Below are 20,875 nucleotides of genomic sequence, written 5' to 3' on the forward strand. Positions count from 1 at the left end.
TAATTTCATGGGCGCTAGCAAGCTACGTAAGAGTTACGTTTAATTAATAAACACAAGCAAGACTGTTAGAGGCAAAACAAACACAAATAGATATTGATTAAATATACTAACAAAGAATAAGATTATGATCGAGATAAAAACTTTCAACACTTTCCATGATTTTTGGACTTATAATCAATCTGAATTTTTAGATAATTATTATATATACTTCAATTTTATCAAAATACTAGATAATACAAATGATAGTGGAATTCAAGTATTCGATGCTTTCAACATTGTAGATGATCACGATAGAACAATAATTTGTATTTGGGTTGACAGTACATTTTTTTCTTATAGCAATGAATGGACTACAGAAATGGCTATAAAAGTAAATGAAAGAATAGACTTCCCAAAATTTAATAATTATGCATTTATAGGGCAACGTGACTTAACAACTTCATTACTTAGCAGAGTGAATGTCGAAGCTACAACCAGAAAGAATAGGCACGTTTATACATGTAAAAAAGTAATGCCAATAACTTCCGAAATTAAAGGAATTGTAGAAAATGCATCCATTGAATATCTAGATCAATTAGTAAATCTTGGTATACATTATCATAGAGAAGAATTTGGTTTAACCGAAAAAACAGACCAAGAAATTGAATCAAATATAATAAGTGCCATTCAATCTGGAATTCTTTATTGTTTAAGAATTGACAATGTAATCCATAGTATTTTAATGGTTATAAGTTATGATAGAGATAAGCCTATGATTGGAAGTCTTTATACAAAGCCAATTTCTCGCAGTAAAGGGTATGCATACAAGTTACTGCATACAGTAACTGAAGGGCTACATAAATCTGGTTATAATATTTGTGGTTTGCTTTCAAATGCTGATAATCCGGCATCAAATCGAGTTTTTTTGAAAACAGGTTATGATTCTATTTATGATTCAGTATTCATTACTAAAGAGGAATAAGGAACAATCTCCAATACATGCTCATTTAGGTACACATTACAATATTTTTCACAGTTTCCTTTTAAAGTCTTAAATTGAAGTAAATTATAATACTAACTTAGAATACAAAGGCGAATACAATAGATAAATAAACAGGTGAAACTCTGAACTAACGTACTGACATTCAATAACAATTAAGCCATTTGGCAAATTGTGGTTCCAGAGGTCAAGAATATAATTATATTCTACCTTTTCCCTAGATAGTCCGAATATACAATCCAAAACTAGCGCGAGCGTATTTCGCTCGTGCTCTATAAAAAGTATCTCTACCTTCCCTCATCAAAAAGCATCAATCCGCGCTATAATTTTTACTTCTATACAATTTATTAATTGCTAAGTACGAAGTTTTAATAGGTCCTAAGGGAAAATTAAAAACTCATGACGGAACATTTATTAGAGCCAACGGAAGATTTGTTGGAGCCAACGGAACATTTGTTAGAGCCAACGGAACTTAGGAAAATGATTTTTGAGCCTAAAATGTACTCATTTTGTCTTCCGCTAGCTCCAACGGAACATCAAAACCTCTTTTTTAAGCTTCCGTTAGGTCCTATTTAGCATCCGTAGAGCATTTCCTAAGTTCCGTACTCTTGTAAATACTTTCCGTAGGCTCTAACTTATTTTAGGAAATCCATTTTCTATGATGGAAAATGTTGTTTTTCCCCTTCAAAAAACATTTTTGCAGCACTTTTTTGTCTTTTTTCGAAAAATAAGAGCCAAGAGCAGGAATATTTTTATAAACTTAATTGTTTTAAGTCTACCACCCCACCCTTTACAAATACTCTTTATTTACAGTGCCTACAGAACAATTTAACACCTAGTCTATAAAACCATATCTAAATTACAAAATTCTTCCTAAAACAAGCTTTAGCCTTCTTACCATGAAAACCACCTGTATTTACTGGCTCTTTCACTTATAGAGTGTGGAGTGAAAATTACTTAATTCGCATAATAAAATATACTTTATTTATCATATGCTTTTAACCCAAAATAGGATAATTGATTTTTGGGCTAAATCATCTCTAATTTTTATTTTTTTTAAAAACATTTCATCTCTGCAAATTATCACCTAACGTTCATATTCACTGGATTTAAGAGATTTATTTTATGACCAATGATATTTTTTATGGTATTTATTCTTGACATTTTGAAAAATACATGCCAACTTTAATATACACTCTTTAAATAACAAAATATTTTAATCTTACTAATCATTTTATAATCTAAACAAAAAACCCTATAAAAATGACACAAGTTAAAGTTACAAGTGATTACATTGCCAAACCTGAAGAGGAATTTAATGCACAGGGCGAAAATATTCTTGCAAAACTTCTTGTACATCAGGCTACCCTAGGTCTTAGCGATGAACAAGTTGCTTCAATTACTGCCAGCATTCAGAATGATAAGGCTTTGAGCGAAAAGAAGAACATTACCCAGGCTCAATCGCGTTCTACCACCAAAGAGTACGATACCAATCATCCTATTTGTGTAAAGGTACTTCGCGACCTGCGAAAAGAACTTTTGAACAATCCCAATTGCACACCGGCAATTCTGGAAGATTTTGGACTCAACCCAAGTCATCGTGTTATCGATACCGATACACAGCAACCAATAATACATGTTGAACTGGTATCGGGTGTTCCTCAAATTAAATTCAAAAAATCAGTTTTTGATGGCATTCGATTGTTTTGCAACATGAACTCTGGCGATCAGGAAAGTGAATATGAGGAAACCATTACCCACCATGTTTGGAAAGACAAAAAACCGCGACTGGATCCTCTAAAACCAGAAACCAGATCTTACTACGCTTACTACCTATACAAAACACAAATTGTGGGGCAAAAGTCGAATGTGGATAGTATTACGCTTGAGGCTTTAAAGTAAGGATTGGATACTACAATGGAACTTACTATAGTGTATGCTGCTAACAAACTATATGTTACACTGTTTTTATCCTAAAGCCGGATGGGCTCTTCCTTTTTGCATTGATCAAAAAGGAAGCAAAAATTCCAGGGCGCGTAAGCACAAACTAATTATTCTTGAAAACTTTAAGTGCGGCGAGGTTATCTACTCCCGAATCTGAATTTTGTGGCATTTCAAAAACAAATGCTTACAAATTCTAGTCCGGGAGTAGCTTCCACGTCTTACTAGAAGTTTTACTACAAATAAATCAGCTTGTCCTTCCAATGCCCATCCTACCTCTGATTTTACTGTATAGAAAATCAAATTTGGGTAGTATTAAGCTATAGGTCTTATTGTAATGTATGATGATAGCAAACTACATGTTACACTGTTTTGATCCTCGAGCCGGATGGGCTCTTCCTTTTTGCATTGATCAAAAAGGAAGCAAAAAATCCAAGGCGCGTAAGCACAAACTAATTACTACATACTATACTTTTTTAAAACCAATAGGGCTGCTTTTTTTTTAGAATTGCAGCCTTATTACAATTGTCTCCTTATCATCAAACTGCTTAAATTAAATAAACTGACACGGACAAGTACATTAGCCCCTAATTGCCGTAAGTTTGCAACTTGTGGCTACTGTTTTGCATTACAACAGATTATGTAGATAGATTCCATATTGGTAGACTCTCCTCTTTTTTTGCAATTTTGAATATTATGTAGTGCAAGTATTCGTAAATTTAATATCGACTATTTTTAAAAAAATTGTAGGTGTAAAACAACAAGCATAAGCTTGTTATATCAAACCTTAGTATTTAATAATAAAGGATACATATGATTAAGATCATGCAAGTGTTGATAATTCTATTCTTTGGTTACAATTTCAGTCAAAGTATATTCGTTGAAAAAATATTGGATGCCACTAAGATGCATTATATGATCAAGGTTGATAGTGTCGAATTAATGGATAATGAACTCTTACCTGAATTAAAAGGAAATTGGGTATCAACCATACTCACAGATTCTATATTTGACAAAAAGCAAATCTCTTCCTGGAAACATGTATTCTATGCTGACCTGTTCTTATCAATAAACGAAAGTGACACTTTATTAGCTGGTGGTCATATGGATTTCGGAGAAATTTTATTCTACTCAGAAAATGAGAAAACATTTGTCGCTATTTCAGAATGGGGAGAAACAAAGTATTCTTACTCAAGAGATTTAACTGCTATTTATATTGGAGATCATCCAAATTCCAGAATTTTCAAAAGGTCGAGTGATAAATTGATGAGTATAATAAAAGATGAAAATGATTTAATGGACTACGTTATTAAAAGACTCTTTACAGATGACTATTTGCCTAAAGAAACCATTTCAAAAATAAAATATATTTCATTAGGGCTTGAAACATATACTCCTTTTTCTTTCGATGCAATAGGTATGGAAAATGACTCAGGTGAAATGGAATATTTTGGGTGGAAGTTTATTGAAAATACTCTTGAGTTATATAAGACAACATCATCTTTTGACGATGATTCTGGATTTACAACTTTTAAAATAGGAGAACTCGATAGCAAGTATTCTAAAAATTACTAATGCCAATAAAAGTTAAAATTAAAGAGTGTTAAGGGGAATTCCCTGGAAAATAAATACCTGATTGAATAAATGTTGATATATAATGTGAAAAATATAATGCCGAAATACATCACCGTATGTATCTGTTTACTTTTATTTGCCTGCAACAATCGCGAAAATAAATTGCAGAAAGTTGTTACTTATCATGAAAACGGAAAGATAAAATCTGAAAGTTTCAAATTAAATAATCAACGGCACGGTGAGTATAAAAGTTACTATACCAATGGTTGTCTGGAAGTCCGTGCTTATTTTAAAAAGGGAATACAAGATAGTATACAACAATATTATAACAAAGACGGAATAATAGAGCAAATATCACACTATAGAAATGGGATTATTTGCGGAGAATTATTGGTATATGAAATGGGAAAATTATCATGTAAACAATCTTATATAATAAGAAATGATTCATCCTATTTAAATCAGTTTATAAAATATACTGAAAATGGAAAAATAGATAATAAAACTAGCAATTACTTCTCATTACTTTCAATGAAAGACACAATTAAAATGGGAGAAGTTTTTAGTGTAGACGTTAAACTAGAGGCATCCTATTTTAATATGAATATGATGGTCATTTTTGGTGATTTTGACACCAATTATAATAAATACACCTATTCAGACACATTGTCGGATAGAATGGATGAGAAAGTTGACTTCAAAGTGCATTATACAACTACTAAATATCACAAAGGAGAAAATATATTGAGAGGGATTATACATGATTACATTAGCTACTATGAGGATGAGTCAGAACAAAATATATTACATGATGTACGTCCATTATTTTTTGAAATACCCTTTTATGTGAAGGTTAAATAAATTTATGAAAGAAAAAACTTAAGCAAGAGCTGTTCATTGCTGGTGCGCGATTTTATCGCGTTCTTTTCTTAAGTGGAACCAGGCAAGAGAACTCGTGCAGTAAAGAGGATTAATTTAAATGTATGCTACTTGATTATGTTTTTACGATTTACAAATTCGTAATTGAAAAGTCGATTACGATATAGATAATCTGAATTAAGAAACTTAAAGTAATGAATTATTTAAACGCACTTTTTATATGCAAACTAACGAAAACTAAATTTTCGTTCAGTGAATTTCGAAATATTAGAAAGAAGAAGAAAGATGTTGTTTCTTTTTTGCACGCTATTATCCCATTGAACAAAGCTGAAGTTATTTACGATCGAGTTAGGTTAACTGATTATTATTTAAATGGTGGTAATATTGAAAATATCTCAAATGGATTAATAATTGCTAAGAAGGGTCGAATTACATTAACTCTAATTGAGGCAATTGAGATGGATAAAAAAGGCATTATTTTTCATGAGTATTATAAAGACAGATTTGAAATTAAAGCTGATAAAAATTAATGAGCGGTGACACTCAAAAAAATTAAGTAGTTAAAACAATAAACCCTAATTGCCGCAAGTTTGCAATATGTGGCTACTGTTTTGCATCACAACAGATTATGTAGATAGATTCCATATTGGTACACTCTCCTCTTTTTTTGCAATTTTGAATATTATGTAGTGCAAGTATTCGTAAATTTAATATCGAATTGTTTTTAAAAGATGATATTCCACCTCCAAATTGAATTTGTGAAATAACAAGCATAAGTGTATTCAGATATACTGTAGGTCATACAGGGGATCATGTTAAATTGAAAATCTTATACAAATGAAAAGAATTTTACAATTGATTATTTTAATTTCACTAATTAGCAATCAAGGCTTTACAAAACAATCTGAACATGATTCAGTTGGAAATAAGATAAATATTGGATTTACTGAAAGTAGTGAAAAAACTCACATTCCTCCAGAGAATATTTTTAATTTTATGTGGAAATTCTCAGCTGATTCAAGTTTTCAAAAATCGCGAATTGATTTTCCTATCAAGTTGGGTGATTCAATAATTAACAAAGGTGATTGGCAACATGATCGACAATTTATTGATCTGCCATATACATTTTATCTTTTTGAAGGACACGATTTTAATTTTGGGTATAATAAAGACTTTGGAGATAATGCAATTATTTCATGGATTTACCCAAAAGATAATTTAATGATTGATTACATTTTTAACCGAATTGATAATCTTTGGCATCTTATCGACTTAAAAGTAGTTACGCTAGAAATAACTAAAAATGAAATTCCATCTTATATTTCAAAGTTCTTTTCTGATTCAATATTTCAAAAGACACATATCAAGTATCCACTGGAACTAAACACCTGGATTGGTGATAATTTTGATTCAAAAGACACAACATTTTTAATTCAGCGTAATGATCTGGACTTAATCCAACCTTACAAAGACGAATCGAGATTTCCTCTATTTAGACTTAATAACGCCCATTTAGACAGTTATATTTCAAAGTTCACCTTATTTCTAGGAGGTAATGACAATGGATATCATATTGAATACTTTTTTGAAAATATCGAAAAAGAATGGATTCTAACAAGATTGGATGATAAATCGAATTAATCAAGTACCCCTAATTGCCGCAAGTTTTCAACTTGTGGCTACTGTTTTGCATTACAACAGATTATGTAGATAGATTCCATATTGGTACGCTCTCCTCTTTTTTTGAATTTAAGGATATTATGTCTTTTAAGTATTCGTAAATTTAATATCGAATTATTTTAAAAAATGATCTTACGCATCTAAATTCGAAGTGAATAACAACACAAAGATGTATGTTATACATACGTTACCTCTCATTATTATGAAGAAACTGAATCGACTAATATTAATAATACTTTTTCTAGGACTATATTCAACTAGTTCAGCTAAGTATTATCGTGACGATTTATACAGTATGATTATAAAAGCGGAGAAGATTGTTTATGGTACTATTGTAGAAATTGATTCTAAAACTTTCACTCTAAGTATAGATAGTAGCTTAACTTCAAACAGAGAAATAATAAAAATAGAACGATTTGAAAATTGGGCTTGTGCACAGAGATGGACAAAGTATGAGGTAGGACAAAAGGTTTTATTGTTTTTATCTAAAAGGAAAAGAAAGTGGTATAGTATGAGTGCTGGTAATGAAGGTGAGCTCCCCATAGTGGAGAATTCTGTATTTCTAAATGGATTTTCAGTCCCTATTCCACCACCACCAAATCTTTTTATTGAAATTGAAATAGATGATGAGAATTTAGGTTTTAACCTTGAACATCATAACATATATGGAGGTCGTTTTTTCGGTACAAAATTCAAATTAAATAAGTTTATTGAAGACATATCATTTATTAGAGAAAATTTTGACTTTGAATATGGAAGAGACAGAAAACGAATAAATTGGAAAGTAAAGTGTGATCTTGAAAAAATTAAACAAATGGCAAATGATTCGGATATTATTACATGCGTCTATTTACTGACTCGAATGAAATAAAAACGAGAGGTAACAAAAGTTTAAATTATTGGGAAGTTTTGATAAGACAGTAGTTGGATATCGCACAAACAACACAGTAAGAACTGATTAGTTAATATATACGATTAAAAATCTTGTAAGATGAAAAAGTTTCTTATCCTATTCATTTTGACAATCCCTTCTGTTTTATACGGACAAAGGGATGCTGCTCAACTTTTTGAACCAGCATTGCTAAAAGCAGATATTGATACATTGATTTCTAAACTGAAGACATCTCATCCGACCTTTTCCCATTACTATCAAGAGAATAAATTAGAAAGTAAGATCGACAAGATTAAAAAAACGATCGATACTCCTATGAGTGCTGCTGCTTTTTACCGGATGATGCAGCCGATAGTTTGTGTCGACGGACACACCTCTCTTATTTGCAATGGAGAGGTATACCCTAACTATCCGAATCCCTTATTTCCTTTTAAAATTGTGATATACGATCATACCATCTATATAAAAGAGAATCATTCGGATAACAAATCAATTTCAAAAGGGATGATTGTTGAAAAAATAAATGGTGTATCATCCAAAGATCTCATTGATAATCTTACCAGATATGTTCCTGGCGAAAGAGATGTTTTTAAACTAAAAAAGCTTGAAAAGAATTTTAACTACTATTATCAAATCGTATATGGAGCCTTTCCGGAATTTGACATTACAGTAAATAAGAAAGAGTGGAAATGCAAAGGTGCAAATTGGTCGGACATTGATGAAGCCAAAAAACCAACTTTTGAATTGCGCTTTTACGATAAGAACATAGCCTATATTTGCAAACGGAAATTTTTCCCTCCAAATGAATTTATACATTTCATGGATTCAGCATTTCATGCAATTGCTGAAAAACCAATTGAATATTTAATAATAGATAATCTTATTGGTGGCGGACTAACTGATCTGTCGGATACTTTGATGACTTATTTTACTAATAAACCATTTTCTTCCTTCGAGAAAAAAGAAAGCAAAATAAGTTCCCTTACAAAGGATTATGTCGATAGCAAAAAATCGAATGGATATCGTAAAGACGGCTATTTTGTTCAGGAATTCCCACCCAAAAGTCGAGATCGTAAGCATCGGTTTACAGGTACCACATATATTTTAACCGGACCTTTATCCTACTCTGCTGCCACATGCTTTTCTGCCTCAGCCAAATGCTACAAAACAGCGCTACTAGTTGGAGAAGAATCGGGGCAGCCTCTGTTAAGTAATGGTGGTATGGCTCATTTTATATTACCAACAACTAAAATGACCTGTGTTACCTCACTTGAAAGAGTGTATTTCCCATGCAATAATAAGGATACGATCAATGGAGTACAACCTGATTATCATGTAAACCCCTCCTTAGATGATTTGTTAAATGATAAGAATTACAGTTTAGAGTATTTATTGAAGATGATAAGAAAAAAATAAACGCAAACAGTTCTAAATAAGACGCTGATTATAAGCGTCTGTAAATTTTTAAAAAAACAGTTGTGTAACTATTGAATAAACACGAATCTATGACAAATAGGAGCAAAATAAAAACATTCTTTAACTCGAATAGGAAGGATTTTGAATACATCGAGGAATATAAAAAGAACAAGATTTTCTTTAATGACCTTTTACAAAACGGAAGACGGGAAGATATTGAATTTGTTCTCGAAATTAAAATATCCAACTATATCAGTCCTTTGAGTAGAGAAGGTTTTTACACAGAAGCATTAAAAGAACTAGAAGGAATCGAAATCTATTTAGAAAAGATAAGAACTCATTCAAAATTGTACAAACTTCATATTGAAGCATGTATATTTCAGCGAGGTTTATGTTTAGGCAGACTAAAAAGGTATAAAGAATCTAATATTGAATTTGAAAAATTATTAGAAAAACACCCAACTAATGATAATTATATTGACTGGTATAAAACGAATAAGAAAAAGAATCTTAACCGTTATTTTGAACTTGGAGCAATGATAAGTTTTGGAACATACTTACTTATTCTATTAATGGAATTTGTTAATAGCGAACTACATTTTCCGTCAAAAATAAAAGGTTATATTTTATTCATTGGAGCGACTTCAATTGTTTTGCCACATATCATTGACAAAATTATCGATTCAGAAAAAATAGAGATGAATAAATAATCGTCACACCAGATTATAATGTAGAACCATCCTTAGACGACTTGTTAAATGATAAGGATTACACTTTAGAGTATTTATTGAAGATGATAAGAAAAAAGTAAAAAATGGATTCACAGATAATATTCAAGATTGAGCCAATAGAATTATATACATATTCAGTACGAATTATAAGTATTATCGTAATTGCTTTGTGTATTTATAATTTTGAAATTAACCCACTCGCCTTTACAATATTTTCACTTGTTGCTCTATGCGTTATTCTACTATCAAGAACTTCCAGAATAGTATTGACAAATGATTATCTCTTGATAGAGCATAAAAATATTATATCATTTATGAGTAATATTAAAAAGGTTTCAATCGTAGATATAGACCAAATTGGATTTAATAAGGAATTTAAACCTATTGCAAGATATTTATTACCAGAATTCTACCTTTTCCCAACACAGAACAATGAAATACTACTAAGACTAAAAGACAATTCGGAAATTAGTCAAACTCAAATGGGAACAAAAAAGCAATTTTTGGGATTGCTTGCAAAATTAGCGGAACTAGTTAGTAAACAACCAGAGGCTAACAAAAGTTAAAACTATATCGATAAAATAAAGTACATATGGAACTGTTAAATATTATGATTGGAACTTATGGCTTACAGCTTGCTCTTGTAATGCTATTAGTAGTGATCTTAGTAGAAGTCATATTTATTAGTAAAAAGCTATTTCAACAATTCATTAAACTAAACGTAATTATTGCCGTTACCATTTCAAATAGTAGCAGTACTATTTTTGGTTTTTTAACTTTAGGTATTTTTTGGAGAGCTTTGATAGACTGGTCAATTGAAACATTTACACTAGATATTGATCATACTTCTGTATATTTTAAGATCGCCTTCTTTTTAATTGCGTGGATATTAACCATTCTAATTGAAATTCCTATAAATACAATCATCCTAAAATCTAAAAAAATAAGAAGCAGGATTTGGATCAACACAATTTACGCCAATATTATAAGCTACTTGTTATTAATATTAGTGACAAAAGGAATTTAATACCTATAGCATGAGTTTAAAAATAAAAAAACAAGAAGATAATTCAATAATAACCATTAAGCCGAATAAAATAAATTGGGGGATGGTTGGTTTCCTATCATTGATTCTTCTTGGCTTTGTTTTTATTTTAATACAGATAGTTAATCAAATGCTTACAGCAGATTTAAACCCAATTCTTATACTAATTGTAGGATTTTTCTTTTGGGCAGCATATTACAATTTATTCAACTTCTATTATATAATTGTTGGGAATGAAATTATTGAAATTCATGATAATTATATCAAACATACACGAAACGTTTGGAAAATAAGCCATTCAAAAAAATATTTAAAACCTAAAATTCGTAATATAGAATTAGATGACTCTACAAATAAATTTGGGGACATTGGGATAGGAATGCTTGGTCTATCACCTATTCATGTAAGCTTTAAATATGGAAGAAAAAAGAAGTTGATAGGCAAACAGATTGGTAAAGATGAAGCCAAAATAATTATTGGAGAATTAGAGAACAAAATGTACACTACTCAATATTAAATAAAAGAAAGGATTGGATTCTACAACGGGTATAGTTGTAGTGTGTAATGCTAACAAATCATTTATCCTCGAGCCGGATGGGCTCTTCCTTTTTGCATTGATCAAAAAGGAAGCAAAAAATCTAGGGCGCGTAAGCACAAACTAATTATTCTTGAAAACTTTAAGTGCGGCGAGGTGATCTACTCCCAATTCTGAATTTTGTGGCATTTGAAAAACAAATGCTTACAAATTCTAGTCCGGGAGTAGCTTCCACGTCTTACTAGAAGTTTTACTACAAATAAATCAGCTTGTCCTTCCAATGCCCATCCTACCTCTGATTTTACTTTATCGGAAATTAAATTTGGGTTGTGTTACGATTGAGGTCTTATTGTAGTGTATGGTACTGGTAAACTACATCTTACTCTGTTTTTATCCTAAAGCCGGATGGGCTCTTCCTTTTTGCATTGATCAAAAAGGAAGCAAAAAATCCAGGGCGCGTAAGCACAAACTAATTATTCTTGAAAACTTTAAGTGCGGCGAGGTGATCTACTCCCAATTCTGAATTTTGTGGCATTTGAAAAACAAATGCTTACAAATTCTAGTCCGGGGGTAGCTTCCACGTCTTACTAGAAGTTTTACTACAAATAAATCAGCTTGTCCTTCCAATGCCCATCCTACCTCTGATTTTACTTTATCGAAAATCAAATTTGGGTAGTATTAGGCTAGAGACTAAGATAAGAATTGGAATTCTGGATACGCAGTATGTGGCGCTATTCCTATGATAGTTCAAAAATACACAGCACTATATAAAGGTACAAATCAAGACTTAAATTGAGCTCTTGATTCCAGAATAGCCTCCATATTCTCACCAGCCCAATCAGCCAGTTTATTAATGTGGATTAATAAAGTTTTACCTCTCTCCGTAATTTCATACTCAACTCTGGGAGGAATCTCCGGGTAGATGGTTCGTTTGACTAATCCGTCTGCTTCAAGAGTACGTAGAGTAACTGTTAGCATCTTCTGCGATATGTCACCAATTGTTTTATGCAATTTATTAAAACGCATATTGTCGACTTCACCTAAAACCATGAGTATTAATATAGACCATTTATCTCCAACTCTATCTAATACTTTTCTTACTGGGCATTCCTCAAAATGAGAAAATATTTCTAATTTTTTTTCCATTTTATCCTATTGATTTTCAATAATAGTTACTCCAAAGTAAGTATCTAACCATGGCGTAACTTATTGTATTACAGGCACTCTTTAATTAGCTTTGACGCACTAAAAGTAAGTTAAAGTAATTTAGTAATCAAGTTTTATTTAAGAGTTAAAAAATAGAAAGATGAGTAAAATTTTAATTACAGGAGCTTCAGGAAATCTAGGTAAATCTGTTATCAAGTATGTATTGAAAAAGACAAAAGCCGAAAATATAGCTGTATTGGTTCGAAATATAGAAAAAGCTAGTGATTTGAAATCCCTGGGGATGGATGTGCGAATTGGCGATTACACGAATTACCAGTCGCTAGTTGATGCATTTAAAGGAATCGATAAGCTTTATTTTATCTCGGGCAGCGAGTTTGAAGGTCGTTCAAAACAGCATGAGAATGTAGTAAACGCAGCTAAAGAAGTCGGTATTAAGCATGTTGTATACACCAGTTTCCTACGAAAAGATGAAAGCTCAGCTTCACCAATTTCATTTGTAGTTACTGATCATATCGATACGGAAATACAGTTAAAAGAATCCGGAATGAATTATACCCTATTAAAACACAATTTATATATGGATATGCTGCCCTTGTTTATTGGTGAAAAAGTACTTGAAACAGGCGTAATTTATCAACCGGCTGGTAATGGGAAAGCGGCTTTTACACTTCGCGAGGATATGGCAGAAGTTGCAGCACACATTCTTACTACCGACGGGCATGCAAACAAAGAGTACGATATTACTTCCGATAAAGCTCATTCGTATCATGATATTGCAGCGATTATTTCTGGCATTAGTGGTAAAACAGTTGGCTACACATCACCTTCTGTTGAAGAGTTCCATAAAACATTGACTGAAGCAGGAGTACCAGAAATGTATATCGGTTTGTTTGCAGGATTTTCATTGGCAATGGAGCAGGGAGAACTTGAGAATACAAACTCAGTAATTGAACAATTGATTGGTAGAAAAGCCACTTCGGTGGAACAATATTTAAAAGAAGTTTATTCTTAATTCACTAATGGATTTTTAAGTCCATGATTTTCTCTGCTATAAGAAGCATATTATTGATTTAAGACAAAGCATAGAATAATTAAAACATACAACAACAATAATGGATACAAAAAGAATTGAAGAAGCAATCAAAACAAATGTATATCATATCCATCCAGATTTAAAAGTCCCTTATCATGAACATGGAACTCAAGATGAAATTTTTTATTGCATCAAGGGTTCCGGGCTTGGCATAGTAGACGGTAAAGAAGTAGAGTTAACTGTAGGAGATGTAATGCTTGCGCCTGCTGGTTCGATGCATACAATTAAGACGGATAAAGAACTATATGTAACGGCTATTCTTATACCTGTAAACAGAATTATTTGCCACTGCAAACAGGTTAGTTACGGTGATATCAGGAAGGCAATGCTTGCTGGTGCCCGTACTGTAGAGGATATACAGGAAATTACAGGAGCGGGTACCGAATGTGGGAACTGTATTGAGGATATTAAAAAAATAGTTGCCTTAGCCTGTAGCTGCAAAATGATTACTATGGAAACTGTTGTTGACGCAGTAAATAATGGAGCGGATACTGTTGAAAAATTAGGAGAACTAACAGGAGCGGGTACCGATTGTGGAAATTGTAAACTTCTATTACAGAAGATGATTGATACAAAGAGGTAATCTTGTTCCTGAAACCATTGAAATAAATAATGTGATTGCGTTCTGAAGGCAGTATACGAAATAAGAGAAGTATACTGCTTCTTCGGGGCGATAGTTTTTTTAATAAATGATTTCAAAGATGTAATTGGAGAATGTATTTATCCACCCCAAAAGCGAAATCACCTTAACAAATTTGATTTCTGGATTAAATACGAAAAGTAAATGTGCCAATACTATATTGTTTTTGAAGCTTTACTTTTCACTATTTTGCTTCAGTAAATCTCTTATTTCTGTAAGCAACTCTATATCTTTTGGTGTAGAAACCGTTTCATCCTTAACATCCTCCCCTTTTCTTCTAATCTTGTTAATCACTTTTATTACAGCAAATATGACCAATGCAATAATCAAAAAATCCAATGTGACTTGAATAAAATTACCATATTTCACCTCCACCAACTCCTGTAGTATCCCTCCATTAGCATCTATCTTTTTCTCTTTCAACACAAGAGTAAGACTTTGAAAATTAACCTTCCCAACTATTACACTAAACATTGGCAATATCACGTCATTCACTAAAGAGGATACAATTTTATTAAATGCTACACCTATAATGATACCAATAGCCATATCAAACATATTTCCTTTGATTGCAAACTCTTTGAACTCCTTAATTATTTTCATCGCATCAACTTGTTTTAATTCATAGCATATCAATCCACCATATCGATAAATGATACAATCTCTTTGTGTATATAATATATGAAGATATTTCCAATACTTTGGGAATCCTTTCGGGGGATAATTAGGGTATCAAATGTTATCAAAAGGAAACTCTTATCCTTGTGCCTTCAAATTAGTAAGGTCAATGCAAAATAGATTATGAGTGAATCGGTTTCAGGGAAATCTTCTAAAAAGCCAAGGCGAATTGAGAAATATAATAAGCCATTCAACTACAATTCTATCATTTTAAGAACTTCTACAGGTAATTCAAACTGTTCATATGGAATAGTAAATGAAAATACCGATCCTTCGTTCAATTTAGATTCTACCCATATTTTTCCTCCTAACAACTCCACCAGATTTTTAGTGATTGAAAGTCCCAGACCCGAACTATTTACTTTGCATTCATTATTATCTTTCACTTGATAAAAGGGAGTAAATATTGTTTTTTGATCGTTCTCTGAAATTCCAACACCCGTATCCTTTATATAAAACTCGAGGCAATCATTTTTCTTAATATAGCCAACATCAACGAATCCCTTTTTGGTAAACTTAACTGCATTTCCAATTAGATTGTTTAAAATTACATTTAGCTTTAAAGCATCAGTATATATTTGTGCAGATTTATTATCTAAGCCATATGAAATCTTGAATTGAACGCCCAATATATCACTTTGCATCGTGAAATGGCTTGTTGACTCTTTGAGGAATAAGTTTAAATCCAGTGTATCTCTTGAGATCTTATCTTTGTTGGAATTGAATTTTGAAATATCTATCAAATTGTTTAGAAGAGTCATCAATTTGCTAGCACATGTATTAATATATTTGGAATACGATTTAACCTTTTCAACGGATATATTTGGCTTATTCAGAAGTCCTGAGAAGTTAATAATTCCAATTAAAGGCGTTCTTATTTCATGAGCAATAGTGGCAATAAAACGTATTCTTTCCTCTTCCAATATTTTCTCTTTAGCTTTCTTATCTTTCATACTCATTAATTATCGATTCGACTAGGGATATTCTCAAATAAATCATATTTCAATTCAGTGATTCTTTTCAATTCAACTTTTACTTGCTGCCTATGTCCATAATTGGTTAAAAAATAAACGAAGGGATTGTGCGAATTTTTATAAAAACGCTTCACAAGTGAATTGAATCGATAGAATTTTTTGCGGGCATAAGTTTTACCATACTGTAATTCGTAAGGTGTCATATTTTTAGGATAAAAAACCACTGTATTGTGATTGTAATATTTCCAATCTGTTGTGAGCAAACGATCTTCTTTTTTGAATTCTTCGTACACCTTAGTTCCCGGGTAAGGGGTTAAAACATTAAATGATACCGTACTAACTCTGTTCTTAATTAGAAAATCAGTCGTTTTACTAAAAATCTCAGTAGTGTCTGTATCAAACCCAAAGACTATTGAAGCATGAATTAATATTCCCATTTTGCTTATTTTATTCAAAGCATCTTCGAGTTTATTAATTTCATTAAAACTCTTATGCAAAAATTTCATCTTATCTTCTGTGACACTTTCCAATCCAATAAACAAGGATTTACATCCACTTTGGGCAGCTAGCTCCAAGATTTCTTCATTTTGAGTCAACAAAGCAATAGAAGCTTGCCCAACCCAGTTAATCCTTAAGGGTTTTATGGCTTTAAAAAGTTCTTTTGCATAAGCAAGATCTCCAATAATATTATCATCAAGAAAGATGAAATTTTTGGCTTTTGAACTTCTTATGTCTTTAATGATATTTGGAATTGGAATATGTCTAATTCTTTCACCAAACAAATTGGATACACAACAAAATTCACAGTTATATGGGCAGCCTCTACTGGTCAGAATTGGGATAATATTGAACAATCTCTTTTTCAGGAGCTCACTAAAATCTTTAGGAATGTATTCATCTAATGCAGGATTTTCCTGATGGTAAATCGATTTCAATTCTCCCTTCTCCAAATCATTTAGTAAGGATTCCCAAACACCTTCTGCTTCTCCAATCACCACACTATTGCAATGTTTTAAAGCTTCATTGGGCAGAATTGTGGGGTGTACTCCGCCCAATATAACAACCTTACCTCTATTCCTAAATTCCTCACAAAGCTCATAAGCTCTTGGTGCATTGGCAGTCATACAACTAATTCCCACCAAATCACAATCATAATTTAAATCAATTTTTGACACTTCTTCCTCTACAATTTGAACATGATGGTTCAATGGAGTTAATCCTTTTAAGATGTAAAGAGCAAGTTGCGGAATCATTAACTCCTTTTTTGTTCTTACATTTTCACAGGGCACCGGAGATATAAGAAGTATATTCATACTTAATCTGCTTTCTTTTTATCTCAACTTTATAAGTAATTATAGAAGTCAAATAAAGTCGTTCATTCGTATCGATTTAGTAAAATGGCCATAAAACTTTAATGTCAAATTGAGCATTAACAAATGATCGGTGTTCAAGTCGCTTAGTCATAAATCGTCGTTTCGAATCTGTTAACATAGCACTTATAAATTTTTCAATATTTAGTTTCAATAGAGTTCTAACAATATCTGATTCTATATCAGTTTTGGATAAAGATTTTATTCCATTTCGAATCATAAGCTTAAGCTGAACAAGAGTTAGTCCTGAAAAAACATATTTTTTTGCATGAGCTAGTTCAATTGAATTCTGTAGCAGTCCTTGAATTATTTTTTGTTTTTTCATGAGATAGCTTATTATTACTTATGGCAATATTTATTTGTTAAGCAATTAATATTTAGCAAGTAATCAGAAAAGAAGAACCAACAAATGGAAAAACTAAATTTCGCAATCAATACTATTCGATTATCTTATTTTTGTCAACAATGAAATCCGAAGTATACAATATTCGGTCATTAACAACTTAACTCATCTATATTTTCAATATTCGTCTTATCACGAATGGTGGAGAGAATTGTTTTCTGAAGTATGAAGAATTCAAGTATTCTTAAAAAAATCTTAATCACATCATAACCCCTATTCTACGTAATATCAAATGAAAAGTTAGTAAAATACTGTACTATTCCTTTCTTAAAAACATTTATCATACGGCTTAGATCTCTAAAAGAATAATACGTCAATCAATATTTCATGAGTCAGGTCTTAAGCATCCGAATTCTAAAATTACAGATAAAATGCTATTAGAAGGAATCTTTTATCTTTGCTTCTTCAAATTGTAAGAATACATGCAAAATAGAGTAAAGGTCAATCGATTTCAGGGGAAAATGTGGTATGAATTCTGGATACGCACCATGTGGCGTTATCCCAACAGGTTGTTGGCTTTAAAGGCTGCCATTGCCATGGGGGTTTTACTAATTCCTTTTGTACTTATGGGTTCTGAATTTGTTGGCGTTACCTTAGCCTTAGGAGCATTGGCCGGAGCCTTATCGGAAACCGATGACCATCCGAAAGGAAGAGTAAAAGCCCTGTTTTTAACTATCCTTAGTTTTGCCGTATCGAGCGCTTCGGTAGAGATCTTAATGCCTTATCCCATTTTATTTGGAGTAGGCTTGGTGGGTTCTACTGTTACTTTTATTATCCTTGGCGGATTGGGTGAGCGATACCGCGGGGTCACTTTTGGTGCCTTACTGGTAGCCATTTATACCATGCTGGGATCTGATATTTCGCCCAATTGGTACACTCAGCCTATTTTGTTGCCTTTGGGTGCTTTGTGTTACGGCTTGCTTTCACTGGGTTTGTTGATATTTCATCCGGCACGCTTACTGGAAGAGCAGTTGGCAGAAGGTTTTGAGGATTTATCGATTTATATGAAAGAGAAAGCCAAACTCTTTCCCAGCGAGGAATCTGTACAGAAAAAAACCAGAAACCGATTGGCAACTTTGAACATTCAATTGGTCAACTCCCTGGGAAGATGTAAAAATGTTCTGAACAGTTTTGCCGATGCCATTGAGGATCAAAATAAACTTCGACCTTATCTGCACAAATTTATCCTGCTGCAAAGTTTGCACGAAAGAGCAGCATCGAGTCATGAAAAATACGATTTACTGAGTAAAGATGAGGTGAATGCTGAAATATTGGAAGGTTTGGGTCAGCTTATGGTTCAACTTTCTCAGGCGGCACACGAATTGTCAAAAAGTTTACTGATGGGAACGGTGTACCAGCATCCCATATCCATAAAATGGACCATTAATGCTTTGCGAAGTCAAATTAAAAAGGCAAAAGCCGATACAAAGAAAAACGATCTGGGTTTACTGCTTCACAACCTTAGCCAATCTCATCTGTCGCTGCAAAATATGAATTACAATCTGGAAACCGGATTGCTTCCCCGCGTTGACAGAGATGAAGAAAGTCTTTGGAAAAGATTTACCAGTCAACTGAATTGGAACCATCCTAAACTACGGTATGCAATTCGCTTGAGTACCTGTTTTTTGATTGGCTACCTACTGCTGCATTTTCTGCATCTGGAAAAAGGACATTGGATTTTACTGACCAGCTTGTTTGTTTGTCAGCCCAGTTATAGCGAGACACGACGCAGACTCTTCCAGCGAATATTGGGCACTTTAAGTGGTGTGGTTGCAGGGGTATTAATTGTACAGGTTCTTCCGACTATGGCAGGGCAAATTGTTTTACTGCTCACGGCTGCTTATGCATTCTTTGTGTGGCTAAAGAAAAACTATGCCCTATCGGTTGTCTTTGTTACCATTTTTGTGATTGCTGCTTTTAATATTATCGCAGGCAAAGGAGTTGCGGTTATGGGTCCACGAATTTTAGATACCATAATTGGCGCCGTTTTGGCCATAGGAGTGGTTCGATTCATGTGGCCCGACTGGCAATACAAAAGGTTGCCCAACTTACTGGCTACTGCCGTTGAAAAAAACAAGGAGTATTTCAGTAGTATCCTAAAGGAATACGATCAATCGGATGAGGACGACCTGAACTATAGAATTTCGAGATATCAGGCGCATCAGGCGGATAACTCCTTAACACTGGCTTGGAGAGGAATGAAACTGGAGCCCAAGAAACATCAGAAGCTACAGAAAAGAGCTTTCTCTCTTACCTATTTAAATCATGCTCTTCTCTCCTATTTATCGGCTTTGGGTGCGCACCGAAATACGCCTGATTATATGAATAAGGAAGAACATGTAATTTATAAGGAGGTAGAAAATGTATTGGCGAAGGCGGCTGCGGCTATACGGGAAAATAATCCTTGCGATTCCAATTTAGGATTGGGGAAGGTAATTGAAAGACTTAGCGATACCTTGCATGAAACCGATAGAGGAACTCATCGTCAGAAACTGGTCCTGCTCTACAATATTGCTGAAGTAACGGAACAGTTGGTGCAGAAAGCTCGCTTGATTTCCAAAGAGGAGTAGGTTTTGTTTATTGTCCTCAAGCCGGACAGGCTTCTACTTTATCCCCTTAGATGAGAAAAGTAGAATTGGCGCTTCGCCCAAACCCGACTTCATTTTTTGGCTTAATCCAAAAAACGAAGCAAAAAAAATCAAGGCTGCTTTTTAAAGATCTCTCTTATTTGCCTCAAACTTAAGTGCGACCGGGTGATATACTCTAGTAAAATCAAAATTTTAAGCCACATTTTTTGAGGAGCTATTATTAATATTCTTTTCTCTAGGGTCAAGGCATATATAATCTCGGCTATATGGTACTTTACTTTTTACTACG

At 32.8% G+C, this 20,875-nt stretch carries 21 protein-coding genes; 16 read left to right on the forward strand and 5 right to left on the reverse strand.

The window, feature by feature from the left end:
* Positions 1–124: 124 nt before the first annotated feature.
* The 13 genes from GCQ56_RS19055 to GCQ56_RS19110 all read left to right on the forward strand — a co-directional run bounded on the left by GCQ56_RS19055 (position 125) and on the right by GCQ56_RS19110 (position 11,655).
* Positions 125–961, forward strand: coding sequence for a GNAT family N-acetyltransferase (locus GCQ56_RS19055; protein WP_152736132.1), 837 nt, complete (start codon positions 125–127; stop codon positions 959–961).
* Between the two features lie 417 nt (positions 962–1,378).
* A complete protein-coding gene (locus GCQ56_RS20380) occupies positions 1,379–1,555 on the forward strand; it encodes a hypothetical protein (protein WP_193323844.1) in 177 nt (58 codons plus the stop codon).
* A 687-nt stretch (positions 1,556–2,242) separates the two neighbouring features.
* On the forward strand, positions 2,243–2,881 hold the full coding sequence (locus GCQ56_RS19060) for a hypothetical protein (protein ID WP_152736133.1): 639 nt from the start codon (positions 2,243–2,245) through the stop codon (positions 2,879–2,881).
* Positions 2,882–3,733: 852 nt separating this feature from the next.
* Entirely contained in the window at positions 3,734–4,495 is a 762-nt protein-coding gene (locus GCQ56_RS19065) for a hypothetical protein (protein ID WP_152736134.1), read from the forward strand.
* Between the two features lie 96 nt (positions 4,496–4,591).
* Positions 4,592–5,356: a toxin-antitoxin system YwqK family antitoxin gene (locus GCQ56_RS19070; protein WP_152736135.1), complete on the forward strand. Its 765-nt coding sequence runs from the start codon at positions 4,592–4,594 to the stop codon at positions 5,354–5,356.
* Positions 5,357–5,568: 212 nt separating this feature from the next.
* Complete coding sequence (locus GCQ56_RS19075) at positions 5,569–5,904, forward strand: hypothetical protein (protein ID WP_152736136.1); 336 nt, start codon at positions 5,569–5,571, stop codon at positions 5,902–5,904.
* A 307-nt stretch (positions 5,905–6,211) separates the two neighbouring features.
* Positions 6,212–7,015: a DUF4348 domain-containing protein gene (locus tag GCQ56_RS19080; protein WP_152736137.1), complete on the forward strand. Its 804-nt coding sequence runs from the start codon at positions 6,212–6,214 to the stop codon at positions 7,013–7,015.
* Positions 7,016–7,256: 241 nt separating this feature from the next.
* A complete protein-coding gene (locus tag GCQ56_RS19085; protein WP_152736138.1) occupies positions 7,257–7,925 on the forward strand; it encodes a hypothetical protein in 669 nt (222 codons plus the stop codon).
* A gap of 120 nt (positions 7,926–8,045) precedes the next feature.
* Entirely contained in the window at positions 8,046–9,362 is a 1,317-nt protein-coding gene (locus GCQ56_RS19090) for a S41 family peptidase (protein ID WP_152736139.1), read from the forward strand.
* Positions 9,363–9,451: 89 nt separating this feature from the next.
* Entirely contained in the window at positions 9,452–10,072 is a 621-nt protein-coding gene (locus GCQ56_RS19095; protein WP_152736140.1) for a hypothetical protein, read from the forward strand.
* Between the two features lie 335 nt (positions 10,073–10,407).
* A complete protein-coding gene (locus GCQ56_RS19100; protein WP_152736141.1) occupies positions 10,408–10,659 on the forward strand; it encodes a hypothetical protein in 252 nt (83 codons plus the stop codon).
* A gap of 26 nt (positions 10,660–10,685) precedes the next feature.
* Positions 10,686–11,120 carry a hypothetical protein gene (locus GCQ56_RS19105; RefSeq protein ID WP_152736142.1) on the forward strand — a complete coding sequence of 145 codons (435 nt, stop codon included), beginning with the start codon at positions 10,686–10,688 and terminating at the stop codon, positions 11,118–11,120.
* A 10-nt stretch (positions 11,121–11,130) separates the two neighbouring features.
* Positions 11,131–11,655 carry a hypothetical protein gene (locus GCQ56_RS19110; protein ID WP_152736143.1) on the forward strand — a complete coding sequence of 175 codons (525 nt, stop codon included), beginning with the start codon at positions 11,131–11,133 and terminating at the stop codon, positions 11,653–11,655.
* 798 nt (positions 11,656–12,453) lie between these two features.
* Here the strand turns inward: GCQ56_RS19110 and GCQ56_RS19115 are convergent.
* The gene (locus GCQ56_RS19115) at positions 12,454–12,819 is read right to left on the reverse strand and encodes a helix-turn-helix domain-containing protein (RefSeq protein ID WP_152736144.1); all 366 of its coding nucleotides are present in this window, start codon (positions 12,817–12,819) and stop codon (positions 12,454–12,456) included.
* Positions 12,820–12,979: 160 nt separating this feature from the next.
* Here GCQ56_RS19115 and GCQ56_RS19120 point away from each other — a divergent pair, with 160 nt between their 5' ends.
* On the forward strand, positions 12,980–13,852 hold the full coding sequence (locus GCQ56_RS19120) for an SDR family oxidoreductase (protein ID WP_152736145.1): 873 nt from the start codon (positions 12,980–12,982) through the stop codon (positions 13,850–13,852).
* Positions 13,853–13,952: 100 nt separating this feature from the next.
* Positions 13,953–14,516 carry a (2Fe-2S)-binding protein gene (locus GCQ56_RS19125; RefSeq protein ID WP_152736146.1) on the forward strand — a complete coding sequence of 188 codons (564 nt, stop codon included), beginning with the start codon at positions 13,953–13,955 and terminating at the stop codon, positions 14,514–14,516.
* Positions 14,517–14,747: 231 nt separating this feature from the next.
* Here GCQ56_RS19125 and mscL read toward each other — a convergent pair whose 3' ends face one another.
* The 4 genes from mscL to GCQ56_RS19145 form a co-directional block, all read right to left on the reverse strand.
* The gene (gene mscL, locus GCQ56_RS19130; RefSeq protein ID WP_152736147.1) at positions 14,748–15,176 is read right to left on the reverse strand and encodes a large-conductance mechanosensitive channel protein MscL; all 429 of its coding nucleotides are present in this window, start codon (positions 15,174–15,176) and stop codon (positions 14,748–14,750) included.
* Between the two features lie 269 nt (positions 15,177–15,445).
* On the reverse strand, positions 15,446–16,204 hold the full coding sequence (locus GCQ56_RS19135; protein ID WP_193323845.1) for a sensor histidine kinase KdpD: 759 nt from the start codon (positions 16,202–16,204) through the stop codon (positions 15,446–15,448).
* A 5-nt stretch (positions 16,205–16,209) separates the two neighbouring features.
* Positions 16,210–17,538 carry a B12-binding domain-containing radical SAM protein gene (locus tag GCQ56_RS19140; protein WP_152736149.1) on the reverse strand — a complete coding sequence of 443 codons (1,329 nt, stop codon included), beginning with the start codon at positions 17,536–17,538 and terminating at the stop codon, positions 16,210–16,212.
* Between the two features lie 76 nt (positions 17,539–17,614).
* Positions 17,615–17,920: a hypothetical protein gene (locus tag GCQ56_RS19145; RefSeq protein ID WP_152736150.1), complete on the reverse strand. Its 306-nt coding sequence runs from the start codon at positions 17,918–17,920 to the stop codon at positions 17,615–17,617.
* A gap of 500 nt (positions 17,921–18,420) precedes the next feature.
* Here GCQ56_RS19145 and yccS point away from each other — a divergent pair, with 500 nt between their 5' ends.
* Positions 18,421–20,568: a YccS family putative transporter gene (gene yccS, locus GCQ56_RS19150; protein WP_227006123.1), complete on the forward strand. Its 2,148-nt coding sequence runs from the start codon at positions 18,421–18,423 to the stop codon at positions 20,566–20,568.
* Positions 20,569–20,875 lie beyond the last annotated feature (307 nt).

The sequence above is a fragment of the Marinifilum sp. N1E240 genome (assembly GCF_009295825.1).
Taxonomy (GTDB): domain Bacteria; phylum Bacteroidota; class Bacteroidia; order Bacteroidales; family Marinifilaceae; genus Marinifilum_A; species Marinifilum_A sediminis.

Bases quoted from the DNA above. Each gene is read 5' to 3' on its own strand.
- GCQ56_RS19055 (WP_152736132.1), top strand. From the start codon at position 125: ATGATCGAGATAAAAACTTTCAACACTTTCCATGATTTTTGGACTTAT.
- GCQ56_RS20380 (WP_193323844.1), top strand. From the start codon at position 1,379: ATGACGGAACATTTATTAGAGCCAACGGAAGATTTGTTGGAGCCAACG.
- GCQ56_RS19060 (WP_152736133.1), top strand. From the start codon at position 2,243: ATGACACAAGTTAAAGTTACAAGTGATTACATTGCCAAACCTGAAGAG.
- GCQ56_RS19065 (WP_152736134.1), top strand. From the start codon at position 3,734: ATGATTAAGATCATGCAAGTGTTGATAATTCTATTCTTTGGTTACAAT.
- GCQ56_RS19070 (WP_152736135.1), top strand. From the start codon at position 4,592: ATGCCGAAATACATCACCGTATGTATCTGTTTACTTTTATTTGCCTGC.
- GCQ56_RS19075 (WP_152736136.1), top strand. From the start codon at position 5,569: ATGAATTATTTAAACGCACTTTTTATATGCAAACTAACGAAAACTAAA.
- GCQ56_RS19080 (WP_152736137.1), top strand. From the start codon at position 6,212: ATGAAAAGAATTTTACAATTGATTATTTTAATTTCACTAATTAGCAAT.
- GCQ56_RS19085 (WP_152736138.1), top strand. From the start codon at position 7,257: ATGAAGAAACTGAATCGACTAATATTAATAATACTTTTTCTAGGACTA.
- GCQ56_RS19090 (WP_152736139.1), top strand. From the start codon at position 8,046: ATGAAAAAGTTTCTTATCCTATTCATTTTGACAATCCCTTCTGTTTTA.
- GCQ56_RS19095 (WP_152736140.1), top strand. From the start codon at position 9,452: ATGACAAATAGGAGCAAAATAAAAACATTCTTTAACTCGAATAGGAAG.
- GCQ56_RS19100 (WP_152736141.1), top strand. From the start codon at position 10,408: ATGAGTAATATTAAAAAGGTTTCAATCGTAGATATAGACCAAATTGGA.
- GCQ56_RS19105 (WP_152736142.1), top strand. From the start codon at position 10,686: ATGGAACTGTTAAATATTATGATTGGAACTTATGGCTTACAGCTTGCT.
- GCQ56_RS19110 (WP_152736143.1), top strand. From the start codon at position 11,131: ATGAGTTTAAAAATAAAAAAACAAGAAGATAATTCAATAATAACCATT.
- GCQ56_RS19115 (WP_152736144.1), bottom strand. From the start codon at position 12,819: ATGGAAAAAAAATTAGAAATATTTTCTCATTTTGAGGAATGCCCAGTA.
- GCQ56_RS19120 (WP_152736145.1), top strand. From the start codon at position 12,980: ATGAGTAAAATTTTAATTACAGGAGCTTCAGGAAATCTAGGTAAATCT.
- GCQ56_RS19125 (WP_152736146.1), top strand. From the start codon at position 13,953: ATGGATACAAAAAGAATTGAAGAAGCAATCAAAACAAATGTATATCAT.
- mscL (WP_152736147.1), bottom strand. From the start codon at position 15,176: ATGAAAATAATTAAGGAGTTCAAAGAGTTTGCAATCAAAGGAAATATG.
- GCQ56_RS19135 (WP_193323845.1), bottom strand. From the start codon at position 16,204: ATGAAAGATAAGAAAGCTAAAGAGAAAATATTGGAAGAGGAAAGAATA.
- GCQ56_RS19140 (WP_152736149.1), bottom strand. From the start codon at position 17,538: ATGAATATACTTCTTATATCTCCGGTGCCCTGTGAAAATGTAAGAACA.
- GCQ56_RS19145 (WP_152736150.1), bottom strand. From the start codon at position 17,920: ATGAAAAAACAAAAAATAATTCAAGGACTGCTACAGAATTCAATTGAA.
- yccS (WP_227006123.1), top strand. From the start codon at position 18,421: ATGCAAAATAGAGTAAAGGTCAATCGATTTCAGGGGAAAATGTGGTAT.